Consider the following 21,329-nt stretch of genomic DNA (forward strand, 5'->3'; position numbering starts at 1 on the left):
TGCTCGCCGCCGTCGCGCAGATGGAGGCCGACCTCGCACGAGAGCGCACCCTCGACGGGCTCGCGGCCGCACGCGCACGGGGCCGCGTCGGCGGCCGGCCAACCGTCATGACCCCCGACCGCATCGAAGCCGCGCGCGTCGCCCTCGCCGGTGGCCAGTCCCGCGCCGCCGTCGCCCGCGCGCTCGGCGTCTCTCGAGACACCTTGTACCGCCACCTTGACGCCCTAGTCGTGAGCGAGGTTGGCGAGACCCGGTGAAGCGCGCTTGTCTGTTCTGCGGCGCCCGTATCGACGCGCTGAAGCGCCGTGACGCGCTCTACTGCTCGGGAGCGCACAAGCAGGCTGCCTACCGTCGCCGCGCCACGGCGCTCCCCCCTGAGCTCTGGCGACTGAGCGTCGAGGACTTCGCAGCCCAGTACGACGAGCCCGACTTGTTCGATGGCCTAGAGGAACTGCCGGTCTCCGACCAGTCTTTTCCCGTCGTCGTCGCCGCGTACAAGACGCCCCCGCCGCCGTGCCTGTACTGCACGAGACCGATCGGCGAGGACCTGGGCGACCTGGCCGACGCGGAGCCGCGTACCGGGCTCATCCTCTGCCGCCCTGGTGGTGACTACGGGCCGTTCTGCTGGATTTTCTGCCTCGTGGAGTCTGCGCACACCGTGAGGTGATCCGCCTCGCGTTTCAAGCCCTTCCAGGCTTCGTCTGGACCCTGCCTACACGCATGTTGTTACGGCTACATCGCTCTCACCTGCACATACGTCGGATCAGTTCCGCGAGCGTCCGAGGCGATGAGGAGAATTGCATCAGAGGTCCGGAGCACCGCCGGTCGCAAAAAATGAGCGACCCCCTGCTGGTAACAGGAGGTCGCTCCGGACCCCCCACTCGGCAAAGAGATGAAGGGACGCTAGACATGACGGTACACCGGGCCTCCGCGCCCTCCTGGATTTCCGCACTCATCGTCGCCGCGGTCGTCGTGGCCGCGCTGATCATCACCAAAGAGCCGGCGTACGCGGTCGCGGTCACCTACCCGGTGCTCACTGCCCTCGGTGCGCAGAACGGGCGCAAGAAGCGTCGCAGGCCGAGCTAGCCGCTCGCCGTGCCGCATCCCTCGCCGCGCCGACGCCGGACGCCGGTTGGGCATCGGGCGGCCCCCGCTAGGCTGCGTCGAGCAGCCCGACCACGGGCCGGGGGAACGACGAAGGCCCCCGGTCTGTGACCGGGGGCCTTCGCTCAAAGCTCTTAACGGGATGTCTTTCCCCGCCTTCGCATCGGAGTGTAGTTCTATGGTCGATCAAACTCAACCCTCCCGCTCCCTCACCGTGGAGTCGCTGCGCCGGGTGCTCTCGGAACCGCGCTTCCAGCCCTACCTTCGGGCGACCGGCGGGAAGACCGCGGACGCGTTCAACCTCTACCGGTGGAATATGGCGCTCTCAGCAGCCTCGTACGAGGCGCTCCATCTGGTCGAGGTCGGCTTGCGCAACGCGATGGACGCTGAGCTTCGCACGTGGAACGCCGCCCACGTCGACCGCAACGGGCAGTCTCACGGCGAGGATTGGCTCCTCGATCCGCATCACTCTCTCGGACAGCTCCTGGCGCGAGACCTTCCCACTGCGCTTGAGCGCGCGCAGAAGGCGGTCAAGCGCGCCGGCCGTCCCACTGCAAGCCTGTGCCACGACGACGTCGTCGCTCAACTCACCCTCGGTACGTGGCGGTACCTCCTCCCGGCCAGGAACCTCCGGAAGTCCCCATCTAAAGCGGCGCTGTGGAACGCCGGACTGAAGAACGCCTTCCCCCACCTCGGACGTCCGCACGGCGAGCTCGTCGACGACCTCGACAAGGTCCATCGGTTCCGCAATCGCGTGGCGCACCTCGAGCCCATCTTCGGCACGGGCCACGCGAACAGCGCGTACGCGGCGATGTGCAGGGTGACGAGTGACCTCGACCCCGGGATGCGGGGCTGGCTCGACAAGCAGTCTCGGGTGGACGACGTGCTCCGCCGCGCCCCGCTGGCTCTGCCGGCCACTCCCTGACCCGTCGCCTGGCACGTCTTCGCATGTGGGAAGGACGTGCCAGGGTCAGAACGTCTGCGACGTCGAGGGCGGGGGGATCATGCGGTTCGTCGAAATCGAGAATGAGCGAGGAGAGCGGTTCGTGCACGCGGCCGTCGCGCGCGCCGTGGTCGGGTACAGCGCTAAGGACCCGGTCCCAGCGAAGGCCCGTCGACAGGCCCATCTAGACGCGATCTTCCGGGGCCACGGCCGCGCACCCGCCGCGAGCACCGTTCTCGCGGCGACCGACCAGAAGGGGAACGAGCTCTACGGCGCCGTCGTCCTGGACGCGCCGTTCTACGCCACGCTCGCCGTGCAAGACCCCGAGCGCGCGCGAGCGCTCGCACAACTGCACCGCGTTGTCGCGGGCCTCTTTGTGGCGGACGCATACCGAGGTGACGGGCTCGGCACCTACCTCCTGTGCGAGATCGCGGCGGGCCACGCGCTCGAGCGCGGCGCGCGATACCTCGACGGGTTCGTCGACGACCGCAACGGCAGCGCCGACTTCTACCGCACGGCCGGGCTGACCGTCATGGCGCACAACACCGGCCTCCCGTCGAGGCGGCCAAGCCTGACCGCCCTCGAACACCACCAGGAGCTCGACGGTCACTGGTTCTACCTCGACCTCTGGGCTACCTACGTCGACCGGATGCGCTGCAAGGAGTGCGCGGGCGAGCTGACCTTCGTGCCCGACGACCTCGGGGGCGACCTCAGGTGCCCGCGGACGCGAGTCGACGAGGTCGGTCGGCTGGTGCACGACGTCCGTCCAGCCCCCGGAGGGCAGCCGTGATCGTCCACGGGGCCTATCAGGCCGCACCCGAGCCGGGGCAGCCCGCCGACGGTCCTGTGCGCGAGGTCGCAGTCGAAGCCGCGACGCACGAGGCGGCGCGCGATCAGCTCTACGCCGCGGCGGGCGACGGCGAGCGGCTGCTCGGCGTCAGGGTTGTCGGCCGGGCCGAGTCCTACCGCCCGCGGGCGACGCGATGACGACGCCCGCCCCGCCGACCGGAGATGGCGACGTGGGCTCGCTACGTCTCGTCCACGCGAGTCCGGAAGCGCCGCTCGCGCAGCTCGTGGCCCCGGATTGAGGCAGAGACATGCCGTTTCAGCCGGGAGGCGGCAGATTGCGTCTACTCGCGTCTCGCCTCGCGGTTGAGTCGGGCATCGCCTCGACGCCAGGGTGAGGACGGCCCCCCCACACCCCCCTCTATCTACGGGCTCGCATGGCCTCGCACGGTCTCGCATCATGGCATCGGCATGACCTCGCACACTGGCACCTGAAACGGTTCTCGCTCGATTCTGATACCGACGTTCGGTCCGGAGCTTCGGCTATGTTGGCCTCATGGACACCACGACATCGACCCCAGAGACCCAGCCCACCGAGCGAGACCCCTTCGAGGGTTTCGAGAACGAGACCCCTGCCGACGCGACCTTCACCCGGGCCGAGCTGCTCGGGCAGGCCAAGCGCGGCTTCGTGCGCATCCGCAAGGACTTCGTCCAGCGCGAGAGCAAGCCGCGCGCCTCCGTGCTCGCCGAACTCGTGAGCGGGGGCAACGAGCTCGCTCTCGACCTGCTCCTCACCGCCCACGCTCTCCAGCCCATCCTCGAGGACTCCCCGCTCGACATCAAGGTCTGGGCGCGCATGCTCGGTGACGACGTGAGCGTGCGCAGGACGACCAACGCGTTCAAGAAGCTCGAGAGTCTGAACCTTCTCAAGATCGAGGGCAAGCGCGGTACCCCCGAGGTCGTGCTCCTGCGCGAGAACGGGGACGGCAAGCCGTGGAGGGACCGCGAAGACGACCCTGCTGCGCGCGGGCGCGGGTTCTTCACGCTCCCGTTCGACTACTGGACCTCCGGCCTGATCGACGACCTCGACCTCCCCGGCAAGGCGATGCTCCTCGTCATGCTGAAGGAGACCCAGGACCCCAACGGCAAGCTCACGTTCGTCATGGCGCACGAGCGGGCCCAGGAGTTCTACGGCTTCTCCGAGCGCACCGCCGAGCGCGGGTACCTCGCACTGCGAAAGCGGAACCTCTTCACCGAGAAGCCCAAGCTCGTGAAGTCCGGCCGCCACCCTCTCGGGCATCGCGAGGAGTGGCACCGCGCGCTCGTCTACCCGTACTCGACCGATCACCGCGAGACCTTGCGGAAGATCGCGAACGCAGCCAGCACTACTGCCTGACCGGTCAGAGTGTGGCAGCGCGTATGTAGGATCGCGGCGCACCGAGAGGCGCGCCCGATTCCTCAAGAACTTCCTGGCGCTGGGCCAGGAGCTCCGCTGCGGCGGAGAGATGAAGGAAGCAGGTGGTGCCTGTGGGAAGCAGCATGTGTCCCACGTGCAAGCAAGTCGTCTCTACGACGAACGGCACGAGTCGCCGGGGATGGGTGAAGGTCCTGATCCCGGTACTCGCGCCGCTCATCAAGGAGATGATCTCGCTGATTCGTGACCTGTCATGAGTCACCACGTGGCCTGATCTGAGGCCACACCGGGGCGTCTCGCGTTGCCGCGCGGGGCGCCCCGTTCACGTCCGACGGTAGGCCGCCGGGTTGCGCGCGCGCAACCTGGTGGGCCCCGGTCGATGCACACACCGCGCCCACTCGAGGCGGGCATCGCCCCCCAGGAGCTCAACAAGTACAACCCGATCATCAAGTTCTACTACCGGGAGAACCTCAACCCCGACGAGGCCGACGTCGTCCTCGCTGGCCCCCGTGCCAGCGTTCCCGATGCTCCGTCGCCAGGGGTGACGCCTCCGTGGTGCAGAAGATCGTCAAGAGGAAGAAGGTTCATCACCTCAGCGCGAGCGGTACGCGTGTGGGTGGGGGGCGGTACGCTCACGCACACGACGCCCCGACCACATCCCCCTGCTGGTCGGGGCTCGTCGCGTCTGGGCTCAGCGACGTTCGACAGCGTCGGCCCAGAGCCACGCCCACCCCTCCCGCCCTTCGCGGGAGAGGTAGCGCACGTGGACCTGGCGGCCCGCCCACGCGACGGCCTCGCCGTCGACGCGCGCCTCGCCGCTCTGGCGCTGCGTGATCCACGCGCGCACCGGGATGCCCTCGGACGGGCGCACTACCGCCACGCCACGCCGTGCGAGCTCGGGCGCCTCCTCGGCGTGGTCACGCATCGGGACCGTCTCGATACCGGACGGCCAGCCGCCGGGAGGCGGACGTCGACGAGTTCCCACGACACAATCCTATTCGAACACCAGTTCGAACCACGGCGTAGCCTGGACGGGTGACAGCGACCGCGCTCGACCCGCTCGAGGTGGCTCGCGCGACCCTGCGTCGCGCCGAGCTGCGTACGGGCGTGCGCGCGTCGACGCCGGGCGTCGTTGACCTCGACGACGTCCCGCGGCCGCTCGGCGCGATCCTCGACGACGGGCGTCTGCCCCGCGGCGCGGCCAGCGTTGTGACGGGCTCGACGTCGCTCCTGCTCGCGCTACTCGCGACGTCGCAGGGCACCTCGGACTGGCTCGCTGTACTGGGGGCGCCTGCCCTCGGGATGCTCGCGGCCGCGGATGCCGGCGTCGCGCTCGAGCGCGTCGCGCTCGTGCCGCGCGCCGGGGACGATCCTGCCGGCGTCGTCGCCGCCCTGCTCGACGGCATGACGTACGTCGTCGTCGGGTCCGACGCTCGGCTCACGGCATCCGAGCGCCGACGGCTGCTCGCCCGGGCGCGCGAGCGCGGGTCCGGGCTGGTCGCCGTGAGCACGTGGGAGCACGCCGCAGTGCGCCTCGACGTCGTCGCGCACCGGTGGACCGGCACCGACGCCGGCGACGGCTACCTCCGGAGGTGCGAGCTCGACGTCGCCCGCACGGCCCGCGGCGTCACGGACCGGTGGACCCTCACGCTCCCGACACCGGGCGGCCTCCTGGTCGACCCCATCGAGGGGAGTGCCCGGCTGGCGACGTCGACGCGGCGCGGGCCGCTGCGCCTGGTCGGGTGAGGCGTGGGATCGTGTCGTGCGTGGAAGCGATCCGCGTATCCCATCCGGAACGGTGGTGGTTTGCCCGAGCGGAGGATCTCCCGTGGCTCGTCAACCCTGACGGCTGGAACGAGCGGCCTCGCTGGGCAGATCGCGACACCCGCCACTGGGCTGAAATTGCTCCGATCGTCGACGGCCTCGCCCGCGCGTTGAGCGCGGGGGCTTACGACGTCGAGGGAGGGAACGCGGTCCTGCGCGTCGAGCTCTCTACGCTCGAGGAGACCGATCGCAAGATCGTGCGCTCGTGGTTCCAGCCGTGGCAGGCGCCGTCGGCCGACCCCTGGTCGACGACCATGTCCGACGGCCGGCACCGCTGTTGGAACTCATGGCACGCCCAGCCCAGCGCCCTCCTTCCGCTTTCCTCTGCGCTGTTCGAACACACGGACCACGTCCACGAGATGCCGGCCGAAACGCTGCGGTACTACCGCGACGACGCCGCCACCGGGCTGGCGACGATGCCGCAAGAGGTCGCGGACCTGGCCCCTCTCTACGTTGCCGAGCTACGCCGTGCGGCGTCGCTCGAGGTGCCGGACGATACCCGCGAAGAGGAGACGCGCGCGGCGAGCAGTCCCGGTCGCGTCCTCCCGAACAGCCCCGCTGTGGAGTCCCTGGCGAAGCGCATTGCGGACCTTCTCGCGCGGCGCACCGTCGTCGACGCTGACGACTTGCGGTCGCCACGAGACCGAGACCGTGCGGCCACGAATCACCAACGGCACCAACGCGAAGACCCTTCGGGCCCCGCGGGCCGCGAACGGCCGTAGCGACCCCACCGCGACAAGTCAGCGATCGAGCACGACCCCGCGCTCGTCTCGCTGTTCTGTGTGCCGTTCGGGCCGAGGTGGCTGCACGCCTTGACCCGGCGACGAGGGCGATTGTGTCTGATAGCCCTTCTTCTCACGGAGCCCTTCAAGGCGAGCGACCGTCGCCTCCAGTTGTTCCGCCAGAGCTTCTCGGCCAGCCCGACCGGGAGGGTCGAGGTGTCGTCCTGATCGAGTCGTGGCGAGCTCGGTGATTGCGCCGCTCAGCGTGGGGTGAGTCTCTGCCGTGACGCGCTCCCAAACAGGCACCGCGAGGCGAACGCCCGATCGAGGATCGCGGCTCAGTCGCTTCTCCCGACTCGTGAAGTAGAGCCCTTCGTCGCGCCCGCGGCGCAGGACGGCGGCCATGCGCGCGTCCGTCCTGTCAGAGAGCACAGCGACCGACGCCCACTGCTTCTGAGTCTCTGGCGCCTCACCGGACGCGAGACGGGTGAGCACAGCTTCGTAGTCTGCGACCGCGGGGCCGCCGCCGCCTGCGCGCCCGTCGATGTTCTGCGTCGAGTCGATGAGCCGGCGGTATAGGGATGCACGTTCGCGGAAGTGCTGACCGAGCGCCGGGTCGTCGTGCTCGGTGTGTTCGGCGAGCTCGTGGGACAGCGCGTGGTTCACGAGCATGAGCTCGTGCATGTTCCGGGCGCTGGGCATCGTGTGCTCGAGGCGCGTGGTCGCGTTCCAGAGCGCCATGATCGTGCCCTGCGCCCCGGGCGGGTAGGGCGTGGGATAGAGCGCGGCCCCGGGCTGACGCCCGGTCCAGTCGACGGCATGGTCGAGGTTGTGGCCTGCCAGGAAGCGGGCGCAGTCGTCGATCCTTTGCCGGGCGGACCCTGGCCCGGAATCCCTGATGCTGGCGATCGTCCGGGGCCAGTTCGGTACGTTGCGGTACCGAAAATCGAGGTAGGCGATCGCGCGCATGGCGTCTGTCGCATCCTTGAGGACAGCCAGCTTCTCTGCCGCGCCCTGGTGCGGCAGGTCCCCGAGCTCAACCTCCTGACCTTTCCACGCGGCCACGGCGGCGCGGCGCCATGCGTCGACGATGGAGGACTCGTGAGGAGTGTCCAGCTCGAGCGAGGTCGCGCGGCGGTCGGGAAGGTCGGCCCCGCTGCTCTGCGCGACACGGCGCACGTACGCGTGGAACGCCGCGACCGGGGACCACTCCCGCTCGCGCGGGTACCGCTTCCCCTCGTCGTACCTCTCCCGGACCTCGAGCGGCAGCGCGGCGTACGTCGACGACGTCACCCAGCGAAGGACGACGGCTCGATATCGCTGCATCAGCGCACTCGACGCTTCCTGCTGCCTTCGCGCCGCGTCGTCGACCGCGACGTTCCACTGCCCGCCCTGCTCGCGGTGGTCGAGGCGAGGAAGGGTCTTCTGGAACGTCAGCAGCTCAGCGAGGGCTACGTGCAGGTCCCGGGTGACGTCGCCGTAGGTCACCGGGCGCCCTCGAGCTGCTCCCGCTCCTGAGCCCAGGCCTCTTGAAGATCGGCGACGCACAGCTCGAGCGCGAGCGGGTCGACGTCGAACGTTGCCAGCGCGCGCGTTGCCTGCACCGCCGCGTCTACGAGGGCGCGGCGATCAGTCATCGTCACAGGCTGAGCCGGCGGGAAGCCGGTCCCGCCGTGCAGATCGTCGAGGGCGAGACGTACCCGCCCGTAGTCCAGGAGTGCCCGGCCCGGTGGGGCGGTGCGCACGAGCTCGACGATCAACGATCGTGCGTCCTGGTAGGCGGTGAAGTGCTCCTCGGTCAGCCCCATCGTGGCCCCCTGTCGGTCGCGGCTGGAAGACGGCCCTCCAACCTTGCCACGGCATCATCCAGCGAGCCCAGAGCCGCCACCGGGCGCTTCGCGTACGCGTGTGGACAACGGCGCCAGCTCGGGGCCTGTAGACAGATCGAGGGGGCCACCGCCTGGGTGGCCCCCTCGTCGCTCATCCCGCCGCGCTCCGTTTCCGGTGGCGCTGACGATGCGTTGTCACGCGTTCCCGCACCCGTTCAAGGGCGTCGTGGTAGTAGACCCTCTCGAAGGCGCCCGCCTCGTCGCTGTACGCGAATGCGTGCGCCCGACGCAGCGCGTCGAGCTCGGCGACGACCGCCGGCACGTCCCGCCACGCCGGGCCGAGCGTCTCGGACCACAGGAAGTCGTCGCACAGGTGGCGCACATACTCATCGAGGTCGGCCTCGTCGTCCCCGCCCTCCCCCGAACTTGCGGCCGCAACGCGCTGCCCCGTCTCGAGCGCGTGAATCCGGTCCTCGTGCTCGGAGATCGTCTCCGCGAACGACAGGAGCGTGGCCTCGTCGATGATGAGCGGGGCCGGATCGGCGCTCACCGGCGAGCCCCCGAACGCACCGGCGCGAACTGCTCATCGAACGCGCGCGCGACGTCACGATCGACCATCGCCCGCAGCGCGGGCACCTCGTACCAGCCGGGGAGGTTTACCCGCATGGGCTTGTGCTGCCCCGTCACGACGATCGCGGTTCCCTTGCCCAGCCGTCGCAGGTACGACGGCGGTGCGAGCCTCTCGTCGACGTAGTGCGAGGACGTCGACACCTCGCCCCGGGCGCCGCGGGAGACGGTCTTTCGGCGGACCTTGTGGTCACCGATCGACTCGCTCAGCGCCTTGAGAGTCTCCTCGTCGGAGATGCCCGGGAGGTAGACGTGCGCGGTGTGGTTGGACTTGACCGTGCGGGCCGCGTCGCGACCGTAGATGCGGACGAGCTGCCCTTCGTCCTGCCACACGCTCACCGTGATGACCCCCTCGTTCGCACCCTTCGACGTCACCTTGTCCAGCCGGCGCAGCGGCGCGATGTTCGCGGCCTCGTCGAGCATCAGAAGCAGGGGCGGGTCGAGCGGCAGCCCGGTCTTCGCCGCGCGCTGTTCCACCTCGCGCAGAACCGCGTTCACCAGCGTCTCGAAGACCGGCGCGAACAGGGCTTGATCGGCCTCCGGGGCGACGAGGTACAGCGTGCCGCCGTCGAGCAAGGTCCGGTGGTCCAGCGTTCCCGGGTCGCCGGGGACCGCGGCGAGAGCGTCGCGCACGTCCGGGTGGCCGAACGCCTCGAGCACGACCTCGGCCGTGCCGTACACCGAGCTTTTCGTCTTCTCGTGGCGCAGCGTCGAGGCCTGCCACGCCGCGATGGCGTCCTCGTCGCCGAGCGTCTCGAGCAGGCCCGCGACCGTTTCCTCGTCGGCGTAGTCGACCCAGCGCACCACATCGGCCATGTGCTTCCCGTGGCGCGCGGCCGCGAACAGCATGGGGGCGAGGAGCTTTCGTCCCAGCGAGTCCCAGAACTTCTGGTCCTCGAGTCCTCGCGACTCGACCTTGCTCGACTCCGACAGCCACGCGGCCGCCTTGAGCGCGTCGCCGTACGTCTGGATGCTCGCGAGCGGCGACCACCGCGTGCTCTGCTCCCCCGTGGACCCCGCCGGGTCGAACAGGTGCACCGGGCCCTCCTTCGCGCGCTTGCTCACCGTCAGCTTGTAGGCATCGCTCTTCACCGAGGCGACGAGCGCCGGTCCCTCGTGGCGCAGGACCGCAGGAACGACGAAGCGCGGCGTCTTTCCCGCGCCCGTCGGGGCCATGACCATGACTGAACGGCGCGGCGGGTTGGCCAGGGTCGACTTTCCCATCTCGCCGAGGATCACCCGGGCACGAGCCGGTCCGTCGACGACCAGGTCGGCCACGTCCTTCGGCGTGGCCCAGGCATGCGAGAAGGCCCGCTCGCGGTCCTGCTGGGCGTGCTCGCTGCGGCCGCCGCTGCGCAGCCCAGAGACGACCGCGACCAGCACGACAAGCCCGATTACGACCGCGAATGCGACACCCGCTCCGGCGGGAAGATCGACTCCGAACATGCCTCCCCCTCTCAGACCGTGGCCGGGATCGGATCGACCGGTGCGACGTCGACGACGTCGAGCACATCCTCGAGCTCGTCGGACTGCGCCGACGCGGCGAACAGCTCGCCGCCTTGCTCCTGGCCGAGCATCGCGGCGTCGGTGTCGGTGATCCATTCCTCGAGCGGCGTACGCACCCCGTTCACCAACTTGGGCGGCTCGGTGCCGATCTTGGCGATGTGCACACCCTGGTCGAGCAGGGCCAGGTGCGGGCGGACCCAGGCGGGGAAGTTGAAGAGGTTGATGACCGCCTCAGCGTCGGTGCTCTTGTCTTGCCGGAAGACGTGGATGATTTCCGCCTCGCGAATCATGCTCATCATGTCCGAGTCGACCGGGACGTCGCTGATGTGGTGGAACACGGTCACCACCGACAGGCCGATCCCGCGGCCGCGCTTCGCGAGCGCGCGGAACACGGCGGCGACCGAGGGCAGACGCGCTGCGTGGTAGCCCTCCTCGATGATGATGAGGCGCTGCCCCACCGTCATGGACCACACCGAGGCGAGGTAGCTCGCCATGATCGCCATGACCAGCGAGAGCGCCGGCGACTCCTCAGGCAGTCGTGACGTGTCGACCACGATGAGCGGTGCGGACAGGTCGAGGGGCTTGCCGTCCGGGCCCTGCGTCTCGCCGTCGATGAGGCCGGAGAGGTCGCCCTCGAGGTAGCGCTCGAGGTCTTGTGCGAGCCGGCGGCCCCACTCGAACACGTCGCGGACGGTGACCCACCCGCTCGCGCTCAGGTGCTCGCGCGGGATCGCGGACTCGTCAGGCTCATAGAGCGCGTTGACGACGTCGCGCAGGACGGCAACGCGACCAGCCGCCGCCGCCTCGCGCAGCGCCTTGCGATGCGCCGCGCGGAGAGCGGCCCGCTCGTCGGAGCTGAGGGCGCCGTGGGCCTGCGTGGCGACCATCTCGAGCAGCTCGTCCTGTCCGACGACGTCCTCGCCTTCGGAGTCCTGGTAGGAGGTCGTCGAGATACGCGGGTCGAGGATGTTGACCGTGCACCCGCCGCGCCGGGAGAACGGGAGGACCGTCCCGCCGCACACCTGCGCGGCGCGGTGGTACTCCCCCTTGCCCTGCTGCACCTTGCGGTCGAAGACGACGACCTGCCGACCGAGCGCGATCGCGCGCACCACGTACTGCAGCTTGGTCAGCGTGCTCTTCCCCATGGCGACGCCGCCAAGAATCACTACGTTCGGCGAGCCGATGCGCCGCTGCGCGTACAGCTCGTGGGGGTCGCACGTCTCGGGCTGGCCGGTCTGGACGTTCACCCCGAGGAGCGGGCCCGACAGCGGCGGGTGCGTCGCGACGAGCGCCGTGTTCAGCGCTTCGGCCTGACGGGTCGAGGTGAACGGCGCCGGCACGGCGACGTCGTACCAGCCGAAGCGGTCCCACAGCCGGCGGCGTCGGGCTGGTGCGCGGAACACCGCGGCGGCGCGCTTGTCGGTGGCGACGGTGCTCTTGGACTTCCGAATCGACTTCACTTTCCGATCCCCCTTGCGAACGGCAGCGTCAGGACGTGTGCGTGGTGGTGGCGCGTGTCGTGCCACTTCACGTGGGTGATGCCGCCATCCTGGGCGGCGGACTCGAGGACCTCGCGAGTGGTGAGGAGGTCGTCGTGTGTGGGCGCCGAAACCGTCACGCGCACGGCGGTCTCGACGCCGGCGGCGTCCTCGTGCAGAAGGTCGCTGAGAATCGTCTGCGGGACCGAGGCCTGCGCCTCCTTCTCTCCCGTCGAGACGACGCCGGCCTTCGCGTCCTTGATGATCGCGGCCTTGTCGAGCGTGAGCGCCGCGGCGGCGCGCGCGCGGGCCTCGGGCTTCGCCACGAGCCGGAACTGCGTGGTCACGGTCCGGATGATCGGCGGCGTCACGTCCGTGACGAGGCACTCCATCCACCGCACGCCGACGTCGGACAGGGGCAGGCCGTCGCGCGGAATCGTCGCCGTCGCGTGCCACCAGGTGGAACCGTCGGGACCGTAGACCTCGAAGCCTGCGCGGTGCGCGGGTCCCTCGGCGTTGTAGGCCACGAACCCGTCGCGTGCTCCACCGAGCTCGGCGAGGTTGTCCATCGAGAGCGAGGGCACGTACAGGTGCCGCAGGAGCGCGCCGAGGCGCCGCGGCCCCAGACCCGCGCGGACCGTGAGTCCGGCGCGGGCCGCCGCACGCGAGACCTCACCGGTGACCTCAAACGCGGTCTCAGCGACGTTCTCCGGCGTCACAGGGACCCCGCGTCGCGCGGTCTTGGCCGACAGCCCTGCGTACGACATGCGGACCGTGATCCACGACCGGTACGACTCGCCCGACCAGGCCGCCTGCGCGGCGAGCGTAGTCATCGAGTCGCGCAGCTCGGGGCTCAGGCCGGGGCGCAGGCGATCGGTGATCCACTGCTCATAGTCGGCGGACTCGACCGGCATGACGCGCGTGGAGAAGTCGACCTGCTCCACGGGAAGGTCGGGTCGCGCCAGACGCGAGAGGAGCCGTCCGAACCGTGCGCTGGCCGCGTTCGTCTGCGCAATCTCGCGCATGCCCTCTCCCCCGCCGACGACCTCGAGCACGGTCGTCAGGCAGTCCAGGCCGTGACCGACGACGCTGAGCTCGGGACCGTCCTCGGTCGCGGCGACGCCCATGAAGCGGACCGAGCCGAGCTCGAGCGGCACGGGTCGTGTCGCGTAGCCGGCATCGGGCTCGAAGACGTCGGTGCCCTGGCGGCGCGCGACGCGCCACCGCAGCTCCTCCCCGAGAGTCCCGGTCCAGGACTCACCGACAGCGGTCTGCCGGCGCAGCGCCCACCAGACGACGCCGGCGACGATCACCAGCCCCAGCAGCACCCACGGCGACTGCGTCACCACGAGCGCCACCAGACCGAAAATGACGATGGCGCCGAGGAGGAGCGTTCGGATCACCCCGAACGCTCCGAAGAGGCCCCGGTTGCGGCTCTCGCCGCCGATGTTGCAGACGCGCTCGTCGACGTCGTGGACCGTGGTCACTTCTGCTCACCCCCGTCTCGCACGTGTCGCCCGCGCTCGAGCGACTCCTTGAGTTGGCTCTGCGTGCCCTTGATGGCTCCCTCGGCGGGACCAGCGACGGCCCCCGTCGCACCGCCGATCGCGGCACCCGCAGCCATGCCCTTCGGCCCAGCCGCCTTGCCCATCTGCGCGCCTGTCTGGGCGCCCTTCATCGGGCCGTCCTTCGCTCCCACCGCGGCGCCAGCGCCGGCCGTGCTGTCGACCGCGCCACCGCCCGGGCTGTACGAGAACGGAGCACCCTGCTCGCCCCGCCTGCTCTTCTGGTTCTTCTGCGACGTCGCCGCGGCACCGAGCCCGCCACCCTGTCCGCCAGGACCAGCCGCGGCGGTCATGGCACCCGCGGGAACCGCTCCGCGGCCCGCGCCGGCGCCCGACGAGGCGGTGCTCCCGCCCCGTGCGCCACCGAGCTTCTGCATCCCGTGAGCAAGCTTCTGCCCGACCCCGACGGCACCGTGGTTCACGCTCCGCGTCGCCGATCCCAAGTCGTCTCCGGCCGAGGACCCGACCACCATCGAGGTCACGATCCCGACCAGCACGGGCAGCGCGACGACCGCGAGCGTCCCGATCCCGATGAGGAGTACCCCACGGAAGGCGTCCGTCGGGCTCGAGGCGTCGAGCGCTCCACCGACCATGCCCCACAGCACCCAGAAGCCGAAGAAGATGATGGGCGGGACGAGGAGCAGGGACGCGAGTACAGCGCCCGCGATGCTCGCGAGCCTCCGGAACCGCGGGTGGATCGCCAGCGCGAGAAGCACCGGGCCGAGCAGCAGGACCAGGTACAGCCCGTACGAGGCGATCACCATTTCGACCGTCGCCGTGAAGGCCGCGAAGTAGGCGATGGCGCCGAGCACGAGCAGCGACATTGAGCCGCCGATCATGACCGCCTCAGGGTCGTTCGTCTTGGCGAGGACGTCCACGAACCACTGGACCGCCTCAGCTGCGTCCGCCGTCGACTGGCCTCCGAAGATGGCGGCTAGCCGGTACGTGAGCTGCGTCAAGAACCAGACGAGCATCGGCAGGAGCGCAACGGCCGGCATGAAGAACACGGCCCGCACGCCCGACTCGCGGAGCGACGCGACGACCTCAGGTCGACGACGAGCGTCTCCGGCCGCTCCAAGCCGCGTGGCCACTCCGACCAGGACGAATGCCCCAACGATGAGCCCGAGCGCCCACATGATCGCGTACCGGCCGAGGAACCACTCCGCGGTCAGGTCTGGCCGGCTCAGGTTCAAGAGGAGAGATTGCATCCCGTCGAGCATCTTCGCGGCTGCGACAGCGGTTCCGACCGCCCACTCCTGCATCAGGTTCTTCGCCGTGAACCCCTCGAAGAGAGCGCCGACGAGACCTCCGGCGTCGACCATGCCGCCGGGGTTGGTCGGGTCGACGACGCTCCCGACGCCCTTGCAGGCCGTCTGCGCGACCCCCTCAGGAAGAAGCTGGCACAGCGTGTCGCTCGCCGGCCCCGCCGGAAGCGCCGCCGGAGCCGGCGACGCGGTCGACGCGCCGCCGATGCCCAGCACCGCGGCGACGACGAGGACCGCGACCATGAGGTTCCGCTTGAGCGCGTTCACAGTTCACCAATCCCGATCGTCGGGTCGAACGTGTCGGTCGCGTCGGCCGGGACGACCCATCCGTCACCGAGCAGGCGCGCGCGCTCCGTGAGGGACACGTTGACCGCCCGCGGCTGGTCGGGGGCGGGCGGCGTGTGCGTCGGGTAGGTGGTCTCGGCGATCTGCCAGTCGGTCCCGCTCCACCGCATCGTCGTCGTGGCCTCGGACCACCGGACCTGAACCGCCGATCCGTCGTCCGCCGAGCCGACCCCGTTGAGGCACGGTGCCCAGGTCGTGACCACGACCTCGCTCGGGTCCGTGCTCGCGTCGACGTCGTCGACCCGGTACGCGCCGTACTGGTAGAGGCACTCGGCGAACGCACGGCGCGACGCGTCGATCGTCCCGTCGGCACGCAAGCCGAGGCCGTCGGGCGTCACGTTCAGTTCGTCTTGGACGGCGGCCGCGACCTCGTCCGTGAGCACCCCGTTCTCGCGTGCGGCGGGCGTGTAGATCGTCTCTGCGATCTGGGTCCGCTTCTCGGGGGTCACGAACAGCGCCGTCCCGGCAGCGTTCGCGTAGGTCAGCGCGGCCGACACCGCGCCGTCCGTGGTGCGCGGATATCCGCTCGGGATGCCCGCGACCACGGTCGTCGCCCCCGCCCCGACGGCCGCCTCGCCGTAGGGCAGCTCGACGACGGGAGGGGCGGAGGTAGCGACGTCCTCGGCGGGGGTCTGCTCGCGGTCACGCTCGCCGCGCACGCTGAGTGCGCCGACGACCGTTGCGACGAGGAGAACGCCGATCAGGACGCCGAAGACCCACCGCGCTGCCTTGCCCCGGTCGCGGGGGCCGCGCGGCCCCCGAGGCTCAGCTGCTGCGCGTGCGGGGCCGGTGCTCGCCGCCGTCGGTCGCGGCGCCGTCTCATCTTCGTAGCGGACAGGCATGGTGCCCCCTGCCTTTCGTCTCGGTGTGAAGTCGGTCAGATGCCCGTCAGGACAGCCCAGATCACGGGCAGCGCGGCGAGGGCGATGATCCCGACAGCCGGCCAGAAGAGGCCGCTCTTGGCGTCCTCGTACACGTCGGGCACGTTCGCGCGGCGCGCCTTGCCCATGCGCACGAGCGACTCGATCAGGAAGAAGCCGAGCACCACGAACCCGAGCGCCCACGCGGCGGCGAGAAGGACGCCGACCGGCTCCGACAGGATCGGGGCGAACGGGCCGAAGTTCGGGGTGATGTTGTTCCAGATGTCCACGATTTGCTCCCTGCTTGGATGGTTGAAGATTCCTGATGTGCGGCCGACCTGGTGCGCGGCCGACTCGCGAAGGCCTGCGTCAGAAGGCGGTGAGCACCGCCCAGAGGACCGCTCCACCTGCGAGGAGAACGACGGCGCCGACGCCGGCCGCGATCGCTCGCTTCCGGCCTTCCTCGTACGTGGCGGCGTAGTTCCCCTTGGCGCCCGCGCGCATTCGGAAGAGCGCGAGCATCAGGTAGACGAGGGCAACGAACAGCGCGACCGCCCACACCGCGACCAGCGCGTAGGAAGCCCCGTTCAGCGTGGGGCCGACTGCGCCCGTGGGGTTGGGGAGCACGGAAGCAAGGCCCGTGCCGATCATCGCGAGCGCTCCTCGACGGTCTCGGCGGCACGGATGGTCTGCACTCGGCGACCCTGCGGAACCGCCGCGACCGTCAGCGCGCGGATGACGTCCGCGGCGAGCAGCGTGAGCGCCTCTCGAGCGTGCGGATTGACCTGGTCGAGCGTGATTTCCCCGCGCCCGGCAATGTGCGCGTCGTAGGGCAGACGGTGGAACGTGCGCACGCCCGCGGCCTCGAGCTCGGCGCGCACTGCCTCCTCCATCGCCGCCGTCTGCGGGCGCCCGTCGTCCATGACGACAGCGATCGCGGTCTGCGCCAGGCGGCGCCCCGACTCGGTCGTGCGCAGCTCCTCGAGCATCCCGAGCGCGTCCAGCGTGCTGTCCCCCGCGAGCATGACCGGGATCACCAGGACGTCCGCCGTGTCAGCCGCGCCCTTGAAAGCACCCGAGCTTGGGACGTTGCCCGAGTCCATGACGCGGACCTCGAAGTACTCGTCGAGCTTGGCCGCGACCGACACGACAGCGTCGTACGTCAGCTGAGGGCGCGGGCGGTCCACGGCAGTCCCGATCACAGAGGCAAAGCTCGTCTGCGGCGCGGTGTACCCCACCACCTGGCCGCGCGTCGTGAGCTGGTCGACGTCGCGCACGAACTCACCGAGCCCCAGCGCGGGAGTGCCCTCGGCGCGCAGGCCGAGCGTGCCCGGGTCGTCGGACACCTCGACGATCCCGACCCCTCCTCCACGAATCGCGGAGATGATCCCGCCCAGCGTGATCGAGAGCGGAGTCTTGCCCGTGCCGCCCTTCTTGTTGCCCACGAGAACCGCCACAGCCCGCGTCCACGTCGCCTGACGCACCACGCGCTCCGCGTCCAGGAGCAGCGCTCTACGTGCCGCCTCCTCCTCGCGTGCCACGCGCTCAGCGGCGCCCGGCGCGATGGGAAGCCCCGTGCGCGCCAGCGCACCGCGCCAACCCCGCTGAGCGCGAAGCGCAGTCGGAGCGGGCACCGTCGACGACGCCGAGGTCGCCGCCTCCATCAGACGCCGCGCCGGCGCCGGCGCGGGAGCCGGCGGCACCGGCCCCGCATCCGGCTGGGCTTCGGCGGAGGCCGGAACCGTCGCCGGCGGCGGAGGCAGGACCACCGGGCCAGCGTTCGCAGGCACGACCTGACGCCTGACCACGTCGTCCTCGAGCTCGTCGACGACGGGTGGCTCAGCAGGTGCCGCTTCCACGGTTGGGGCGTTTCGTCGCACTCCCCCCGCCAGCACCTCAAAGCCGACAGGCTGCTCGTCCGTCATGTTTCCCCCTCGTATGGGTCCGAGACCGGGCATTCTGGTGACCTGTCACGCATCAACGAGCTTCGAGCGATTGGATCACGGTATGACCCGGATCGTGTTCAAACTTCATCATTCGTCATCTATCATACTCGTATGTATCGGCGGTGGGAAGTGGTGAAGCGGCGCGTTGACGAGCTCTTCGAAGGCCTGCCCAAGCACCTGTCCGTCGAGCAGCTCGCCGACGTCCTCGGGGTGACCCGCAACACGGCCTACCGCTACCTCAAGGGCGGCCAGATACCCGCCTACCGGGTCGGTACGTCGTGGGTGATCCTCCGGGACGAGGTGAAGGACCTCCTGGTCCGGAGCCGGGTGGGCCCTGACGAGTGATCTAGCGAGGGGGGCAAGATGGCGGCCGTAGGAACGTCAACGAGGGGGCAGTCGTGCACAGGGCGGTAGGGGGCAGCCTGATCGTGGGTGCGCTACTCGTCGGCGCCATCGTCGCCCCCGTCGCGCTGAGCGGAGACGATGCCGTCGCGGCGCCGCCGAGCGGAGGCTCCGGACTCCTCAACGTCGAGGCCGTGCCGGAGCCGTTCCGCGACGCCCTCCAAGCGGCGTCCACGCGGTGCGAGGGAATCAGCGGACCCGTGCTCGCCGCGCAGATCGAGGCCGAGTCGAACTGGAACCCGGCCGCGACCTCGCCTGCCGGCGCGCGCGGCATCGCGCAATTCATGCCCGGCACGTGGGAGACCTGGGGGAAGGACTACTCCGGCGACGGGCGCGCGGACGTGCTCGATCCGGTCGACGCGATCGGATCGCAGGCCGACTACATGTGCCACCTCCACGAGTGGGTGGGCATCCGGCTCGAGTCTCGTGCGATCAACGGCGACCACCTGCAGCTCACACTCGCCGCCTACAACGCCGGGCCGGGAAACGTCGAGCGCGCGGGCGGCATCCCGTCGTTCATCGAGACGCAGCGATACGTCAAGCGCATCCTGGCGACCATCCCGAAGTACAGCGGCGCCCCGGTGGGTGGCGTCGACGCTGGCGGCGGGCCGCCGGTCTCCTCCGACGGCACATACCGCGAGGCCATCAAGGGATCGGGCCGGCTCGATCCGTCGAACCTCTGCCAGATTCCATGGGCGCGTGCCGGCGAGGTGCTGCGCTGTGATGCTGCGCAGGCGCTCGAGCGGCTCAACGACGCGTACCGCGCACAGTTCGGCGCCGACCTCGGCATCACCGACGCATATCGCGATTTCGCCTCTCAGGTCGCCCTCTACGCCACCAAGCCTGCCCTCGCGGCCAAGCCGGGGTACTCAAACCACGGCTGGGGCCTCGCGGTCGACCTCGCCGGCATCGGCTCCGAGGGATCGACCCGGCACGCCTGGCTCCGCGCCAACGCTCCGGCGTACGGATGGCAGCACCCGTCATGGGCACGGACCGGCGGATCGCGTCCCGAGTCGTGGCATTGGGAGTTCGTCGGGACCGGCTCATGAGGAGGATAGGCACGATGAAGACAGCCCCCGCCGCCCTCGCGGCGACGCTCGCCCTCGCCCTCGTCGTCGCGGGCTGCGCGCCCGCGGTCGAACCGAGCCCCGGCGAGGCGCCTTCCCCGGTCAGCACGCCGAGCAAGGCGCCGTCGACAGACGCTCCGACCGAGGCGGAGGTCGCTCCGACGGCCCCCGAGGAAGCCGTGCTTGTCCACCCCGGCGCGGACGAGGTGGCCGACCAGGTCGCCGCCGTCATGTGGGCGAGCGACACCCGGACCGACAACGACGCCTCCGCGGCCGCGGGTCGCGCGGCCGAATGGCTCACGCCGCAGCTTGCGCAGACGGCTACGCAGGCCGTCCCCACCGGGGCCGACTGGCTCGAGCTTGTCGAGCATGAGGGGACGCTCGTCCCCGAGGTCGTCGACGTCGACGAGGGCATGGACGCGCCCCAGGACACCGAGAGCTCCGCCGTGCGCACCCGACTCGTCACCCTGACCCCGACCGGCCGCGACGGGTGGGTCGGAGAGCCCCGAATCCTCGTCGCCACCCTCACCCTCGTCCGCGAGACGCAGGACGCGCCGTGGCTCGTCGAGGCTCTCACCGTCGACGAGTCCCTCAACGGCACGCCCGACGATCCCCAGGACTTCGGCTGAGCCAAGCCCGCCAGGGCCGCCGTTTCGCTATGCACGAGTCAACCTACCGAACATGTAACGATAGGTTATGAGTAGCCAAGGGGGCAGGCGGCTCGGACTCATCCGGCAGGATGAAGCCCATGCCGCGACTGACGAGACCCCCAGGGATGCCTAGGGAGGTCGAGGTCGCGATTGAACTCATCGGCAACCGGGCGCGCGCAGAGGTGCTGCGCGCCCTCGCACTCCACGACACGCTCACGATCGCGGAGCTCGCAGAGCTCCTTGACGCGACGCGCCCCGCGGTCCACGGACACCTCAAGGCGCTCGAGGCTCAAGGGCTCGTCGACGCAGACATACCAGCAGAGCGACGCCAAGGGCGCCGGGTGCACTGGCGAGCCAACCGCTCCGAGGTCGAGAAGGTGGGTACCGCGTTCGGCGACTACATCGCCGGCCGCTGACCTGTGGGTATCGGGCCTGCGAAACTCATTCGGGAAAGTTCGCGACACACCGGGTCCACAGGCGAGCAGTGAGTACACGGCATGGTTGGGTGCTCGCATGGGTAAGCGAGGACCGAAGCCCCAGGGGCCACGAGAGCGGATCGAAGCCGCCGTGCCGCCGCGTCTCGCTGAGGTGATCGACGCGGCCGCCGCTGAGTCTCCCTACAAGACCCGAAACGACTTCCTCGTCGCGCTCTTCGCCGACGCCTTCAACCAGCCTGACCTCAAGCCCAAGCCGACCCGGCCGGAGGTGCTCGACATTCCTGCATAACCGCAGATAGCAGAGCGGCCCGCCCCCCGAAGGGGGCGGGCCGAGTATCAGAAGCTCATCACCCGAGTTTGGCGACTGGGAGGTGATGGGCCCCGATCGACGCACCCTCGGTGCGTCCCTGTCTGGAGGCCATCATAGGCACCGCCGCCCACGTCGCACACCAATTCGGCAGCGACACACCGAACGCTCACGCTCCGAGCGCGCCCGAATCTGGACGTTCGTCCGGGAAGTCCGCGCGCCGTCAGACGCTCGCACAGGAGTGCTCCTGGG

General features: G+C 70.1%; 26 protein-coding genes. 14 read left to right on the forward strand and 12 right to left on the reverse strand.

Translation table 11 applies throughout. The annotated features are described in order from the left end of the window. The 7 genes from GJV82_RS20790 to GJV82_RS14280 all read left to right on the forward strand — a co-directional run. On the forward strand, nt 1-257 hold a 257-nt coding region (locus GJV82_RS20790), incomplete at its 5' end, for a recombinase family protein (RefSeq protein ID WP_155099684.1). Beyond that, nucleotides 254-667 carry a hypothetical protein gene (locus GJV82_RS14255; protein WP_155099685.1) on the forward strand — a complete coding sequence of 138 codons (414 nt, stop codon included), beginning with the start codon at nt 254-256 and terminating at the stop codon, nt 665-667. The genes GJV82_RS20790 and GJV82_RS14255, both read left to right, overlap by 4 nt. 242 nt (nt 668-909) lie before the next feature. After that, nucleotides 910-1,086: a hypothetical protein gene (locus GJV82_RS14260; RefSeq protein WP_155099686.1), complete on the forward strand. Its 177-nt coding sequence runs from the start codon at nt 910-912 to the stop codon at nt 1,084-1,086. 196 nt (nt 1,087-1,282) lie between these two features. Then, nucleotides 1,283-2,029 carry an Abi family protein gene (locus GJV82_RS14265; RefSeq protein WP_155099687.1) on the forward strand — a complete coding sequence of 249 codons (747 nt, stop codon included), beginning with the start codon at nt 1,283-1,285 and terminating at the stop codon, nt 2,027-2,029. Between the two features lie 121 nt (nt 2,030-2,150). Next, nucleotides 2,151-2,837 carry a GNAT family N-acetyltransferase gene (locus GJV82_RS14270; RefSeq protein ID WP_196217257.1) on the forward strand — a complete coding sequence of 229 codons (687 nt, stop codon included), beginning with the start codon at nt 2,151-2,153 and terminating at the stop codon, nt 2,835-2,837. Then, entirely contained in the window at nt 2,834-3,034 is a 201-nt protein-coding gene (locus GJV82_RS14275; protein WP_155099689.1) for a hypothetical protein, read from the forward strand. The genes GJV82_RS14270 and GJV82_RS14275 overlap by 4 nt, the downstream gene beginning before the upstream one ends. Before the next feature lie 355 nt (nt 3,035-3,389). Continuing rightward, nucleotides 3,390-4,229, forward strand: a complete 840-nt coding sequence (locus GJV82_RS14280) for a hypothetical protein (protein ID WP_155099690.1) — start codon at nt 3,390-3,392, stop codon at nt 4,227-4,229. A 709-nt stretch (nt 4,230-4,938) separates the two neighbouring features. On the opposite strand, the gene GJV82_RS14285 is transcribed toward GJV82_RS14280, so the two are convergent. Then, a complete protein-coding gene (locus GJV82_RS14285) occupies nt 4,939-5,172 on the reverse strand; it encodes a hypothetical protein (protein WP_155099691.1) in 234 nt (77 codons plus the stop codon). A 110-nt stretch (nt 5,173-5,282) separates the two neighbouring features. On the opposite strand from GJV82_RS14285, the gene GJV82_RS14290 reads away from it, so the two are divergent. Then, complete coding sequence (locus GJV82_RS14290) at nt 5,283-5,993, forward strand: hypothetical protein (protein WP_318657674.1); 711 nt, start codon at nt 5,283-5,285, stop codon at nt 5,991-5,993. A 20-nt stretch (nt 5,994-6,013) separates the two neighbouring features. Then, nucleotides 6,014-6,793 (forward strand): hypothetical protein, encoded by a 780-nt coding sequence (locus GJV82_RS14295; protein WP_155099692.1) that lies wholly within the window; start codon nt 6,014-6,016, stop codon nt 6,791-6,793. An 18-nt stretch (nt 6,794-6,811) separates the two neighbouring features. On the opposite strand, the gene GJV82_RS14300 is transcribed toward GJV82_RS14295, so the two are convergent. The 11 genes from GJV82_RS14300 to GJV82_RS14345 form a co-directional block, all read right to left on the reverse strand. Beyond that, on the reverse strand, nt 6,812-8,281 hold the full coding sequence (locus tag GJV82_RS14300; protein ID WP_155099693.1) for a hypothetical protein: 1,470 nt from the start codon (nt 8,279-8,281) through the stop codon (nt 6,812-6,814). Continuing rightward, nucleotides 8,278-8,601 carry a hypothetical protein gene (locus GJV82_RS14305; protein ID WP_155099694.1) on the reverse strand — a complete coding sequence of 108 codons (324 nt, stop codon included), beginning with the start codon at nt 8,599-8,601 and terminating at the stop codon, nt 8,278-8,280. The genes GJV82_RS14300 and GJV82_RS14305 overlap by 4 nt, the downstream gene beginning before the upstream one ends. A 172-nt stretch (nt 8,602-8,773) precedes the next feature. Continuing rightward, on the reverse strand, nt 8,774-9,172 hold the full coding sequence (locus tag GJV82_RS14310; RefSeq protein WP_155099695.1) for a hypothetical protein: 399 nt from the start codon (nt 9,170-9,172) through the stop codon (nt 8,774-8,776). After that, a complete protein-coding gene (locus GJV82_RS14315; RefSeq protein WP_196217258.1) occupies nt 9,169-10,695 on the reverse strand; it encodes a type IV secretory system conjugative DNA transfer family protein in 1,527 nt (508 codons plus the stop codon). The genes GJV82_RS14310 and GJV82_RS14315 overlap by 4 nt, the downstream gene beginning before the upstream one ends. A gap of 11 nt (nt 10,696-10,706) precedes the next feature. Continuing rightward, nucleotides 10,707-12,281, reverse strand: coding sequence for a hypothetical protein (locus tag GJV82_RS19490; RefSeq protein WP_196217259.1), 1,575 nt, complete (start codon nt 12,279-12,281; stop codon nt 10,707-10,709). Then, nucleotides 12,212-13,720: an SCO6880 family protein gene (locus GJV82_RS14320; RefSeq protein ID WP_155099697.1), complete on the reverse strand. Its 1,509-nt coding sequence runs from the start codon at nt 13,718-13,720 to the stop codon at nt 12,212-12,214. The genes GJV82_RS19490 and GJV82_RS14320 overlap by 70 nt, the downstream gene beginning before the upstream one ends. Next, nucleotides 13,717-15,306: a type IV secretion system protein gene (locus GJV82_RS14325; RefSeq protein ID WP_155099698.1), complete on the reverse strand. Its 1,590-nt coding sequence runs from the start codon at nt 15,304-15,306 to the stop codon at nt 13,717-13,719. The genes GJV82_RS14320 and GJV82_RS14325 overlap by 4 nt, the downstream gene beginning before the upstream one ends. A 20-nt stretch (nt 15,307-15,326) precedes the next feature. Further along, a complete protein-coding gene (locus GJV82_RS14330) occupies nt 15,327-16,067 on the reverse strand; it encodes a hypothetical protein (protein WP_155099699.1) in 741 nt (246 codons plus the stop codon). A 218-nt stretch (nt 16,068-16,285) separates the two neighbouring features. Then, nucleotides 16,286-16,558, reverse strand: a complete 273-nt coding sequence (locus GJV82_RS14335) for a hypothetical protein (RefSeq protein ID WP_155099700.1) — start codon at nt 16,556-16,558, stop codon at nt 16,286-16,288. A gap of 79 nt (nt 16,559-16,637) precedes the next feature. Continuing rightward, entirely contained in the window at nt 16,638-16,919 is a 282-nt protein-coding gene (locus GJV82_RS14340) for a hypothetical protein (RefSeq protein WP_155099701.1), read from the reverse strand. Further along, on the reverse strand, nt 16,916-18,193 hold the full coding sequence (locus tag GJV82_RS14345) for a hypothetical protein (protein ID WP_155099702.1): 1,278 nt from the start codon (nt 18,191-18,193) through the stop codon (nt 16,916-16,918). The genes GJV82_RS14340 and GJV82_RS14345 overlap by 4 nt, the downstream gene beginning before the upstream one ends. Before the next feature lie 153 nt (nt 18,194-18,346). Here GJV82_RS14345 and GJV82_RS14350 point away from each other — a divergent pair, with 153 nt between their 5' ends. The 5 genes from GJV82_RS14350 to GJV82_RS14370 all read left to right on the forward strand — a co-directional run bounded on the left by GJV82_RS14350 (nt 18,347) and on the right by GJV82_RS14370 (nt 21,059). Further along, nucleotides 18,347-18,559, forward strand: coding sequence for a helix-turn-helix domain-containing protein (locus GJV82_RS14350; RefSeq protein WP_196217260.1), 213 nt, complete (start codon nt 18,347-18,349; stop codon nt 18,557-18,559). Nucleotides 18,560-18,642: 83 nt separating this feature from the next. Next, nucleotides 18,643-19,665, forward strand: coding sequence for a transglycosylase SLT domain-containing protein (locus tag GJV82_RS20165; RefSeq protein ID WP_318657675.1), 1,023 nt, complete (start codon nt 18,643-18,645; stop codon nt 19,663-19,665). Between the two features lie 14 nt (nt 19,666-19,679). Continuing rightward, on the forward strand, nt 19,680-20,312 hold the full coding sequence (locus GJV82_RS14360; RefSeq protein WP_155099705.1) for a hypothetical protein: 633 nt from the start codon (nt 19,680-19,682) through the stop codon (nt 20,310-20,312). 119 nt (nt 20,313-20,431) lie between these two features. Further along, nucleotides 20,432-20,749, forward strand: a complete 318-nt coding sequence (locus GJV82_RS14365) for an ArsR/SmtB family transcription factor (protein WP_196217261.1) — start codon at nt 20,432-20,434, stop codon at nt 20,747-20,749. A gap of 97 nt (nt 20,750-20,846) precedes the next feature. Next, nucleotides 20,847-21,059: a hypothetical protein gene (locus GJV82_RS14370; RefSeq protein WP_155099707.1), complete on the forward strand. Its 213-nt coding sequence runs from the start codon at nt 20,847-20,849 to the stop codon at nt 21,057-21,059. Nucleotides 21,060-21,329: the final 270 nt, after the last annotated feature.

The organism is Cellulosimicrobium composti (genome assembly GCF_009711085.1).
Classification (GTDB): domain Bacteria; phylum Actinomycetota; class Actinomycetes; order Actinomycetales; family Cellulomonadaceae; genus Cellulosimicrobium; species Cellulosimicrobium composti.

Bases quoted from the DNA above. Each gene is read 5' to 3' on its own strand.
- GJV82_RS14260 (WP_155099686.1), top strand. From the start codon at position 910: ATGACGGTACACCGGGCCTCCGCGCCCTCCTGGATTTCCGCACTCATC.
- GJV82_RS14265 (WP_155099687.1), top strand. From the start codon at position 1,283: ATGGTCGATCAAACTCAACCCTCCCGCTCCCTCACCGTGGAGTCGCTG.
- GJV82_RS14280 (WP_155099690.1), top strand. From the start codon at position 3,390: ATGGACACCACGACATCGACCCCAGAGACCCAGCCCACCGAGCGAGAC.
- GJV82_RS14285 (WP_155099691.1), bottom strand. From the start codon at position 5,172: ATGCGTGACCACGCCGAGGAGGCGCCCGAGCTCGCACGGCGTGGCGTG.
- GJV82_RS14305 (WP_155099694.1), bottom strand. From the start codon at position 8,601: ATGGGGCTGACCGAGGAGCACTTCACCGCCTACCAGGACGCACGATCG.
- GJV82_RS14315 (WP_196217258.1), bottom strand. From the start codon at position 10,695: ATGTTCGGAGTCGATCTTCCCGCCGGAGCGGGTGTCGCATTCGCGGTC.
- GJV82_RS14325 (WP_155099698.1), bottom strand. From the start codon at position 15,306: ATGGTCGCGGTCCTCGTCGTCGCCGCGGTGCTGGGCATCGGCGGCGCG.
- GJV82_RS14340 (WP_155099701.1), bottom strand. From the start codon at position 16,919: ATGATCGGCACGGGCCTTGCTTCCGTGCTCCCCAACCCCACGGGCGCA.
- GJV82_RS14345 (WP_155099702.1), bottom strand. From the start codon at position 18,193: ATGACGGACGAGCAGCCTGTCGGCTTTGAGGTGCTGGCGGGGGGAGTG.
- GJV82_RS14360 (WP_155099705.1), top strand. From the start codon at position 19,680: ATGAAGACAGCCCCCGCCGCCCTCGCGGCGACGCTCGCCCTCGCCCTC.
- GJV82_RS14365 (WP_196217261.1), top strand. From the start codon at position 20,432: ATGCCGCGACTGACGAGACCCCCAGGGATGCCTAGGGAGGTCGAGGTC.
- GJV82_RS14370 (WP_155099707.1), top strand. From the start codon at position 20,847: ATGGGTAAGCGAGGACCGAAGCCCCAGGGGCCACGAGAGCGGATCGAA.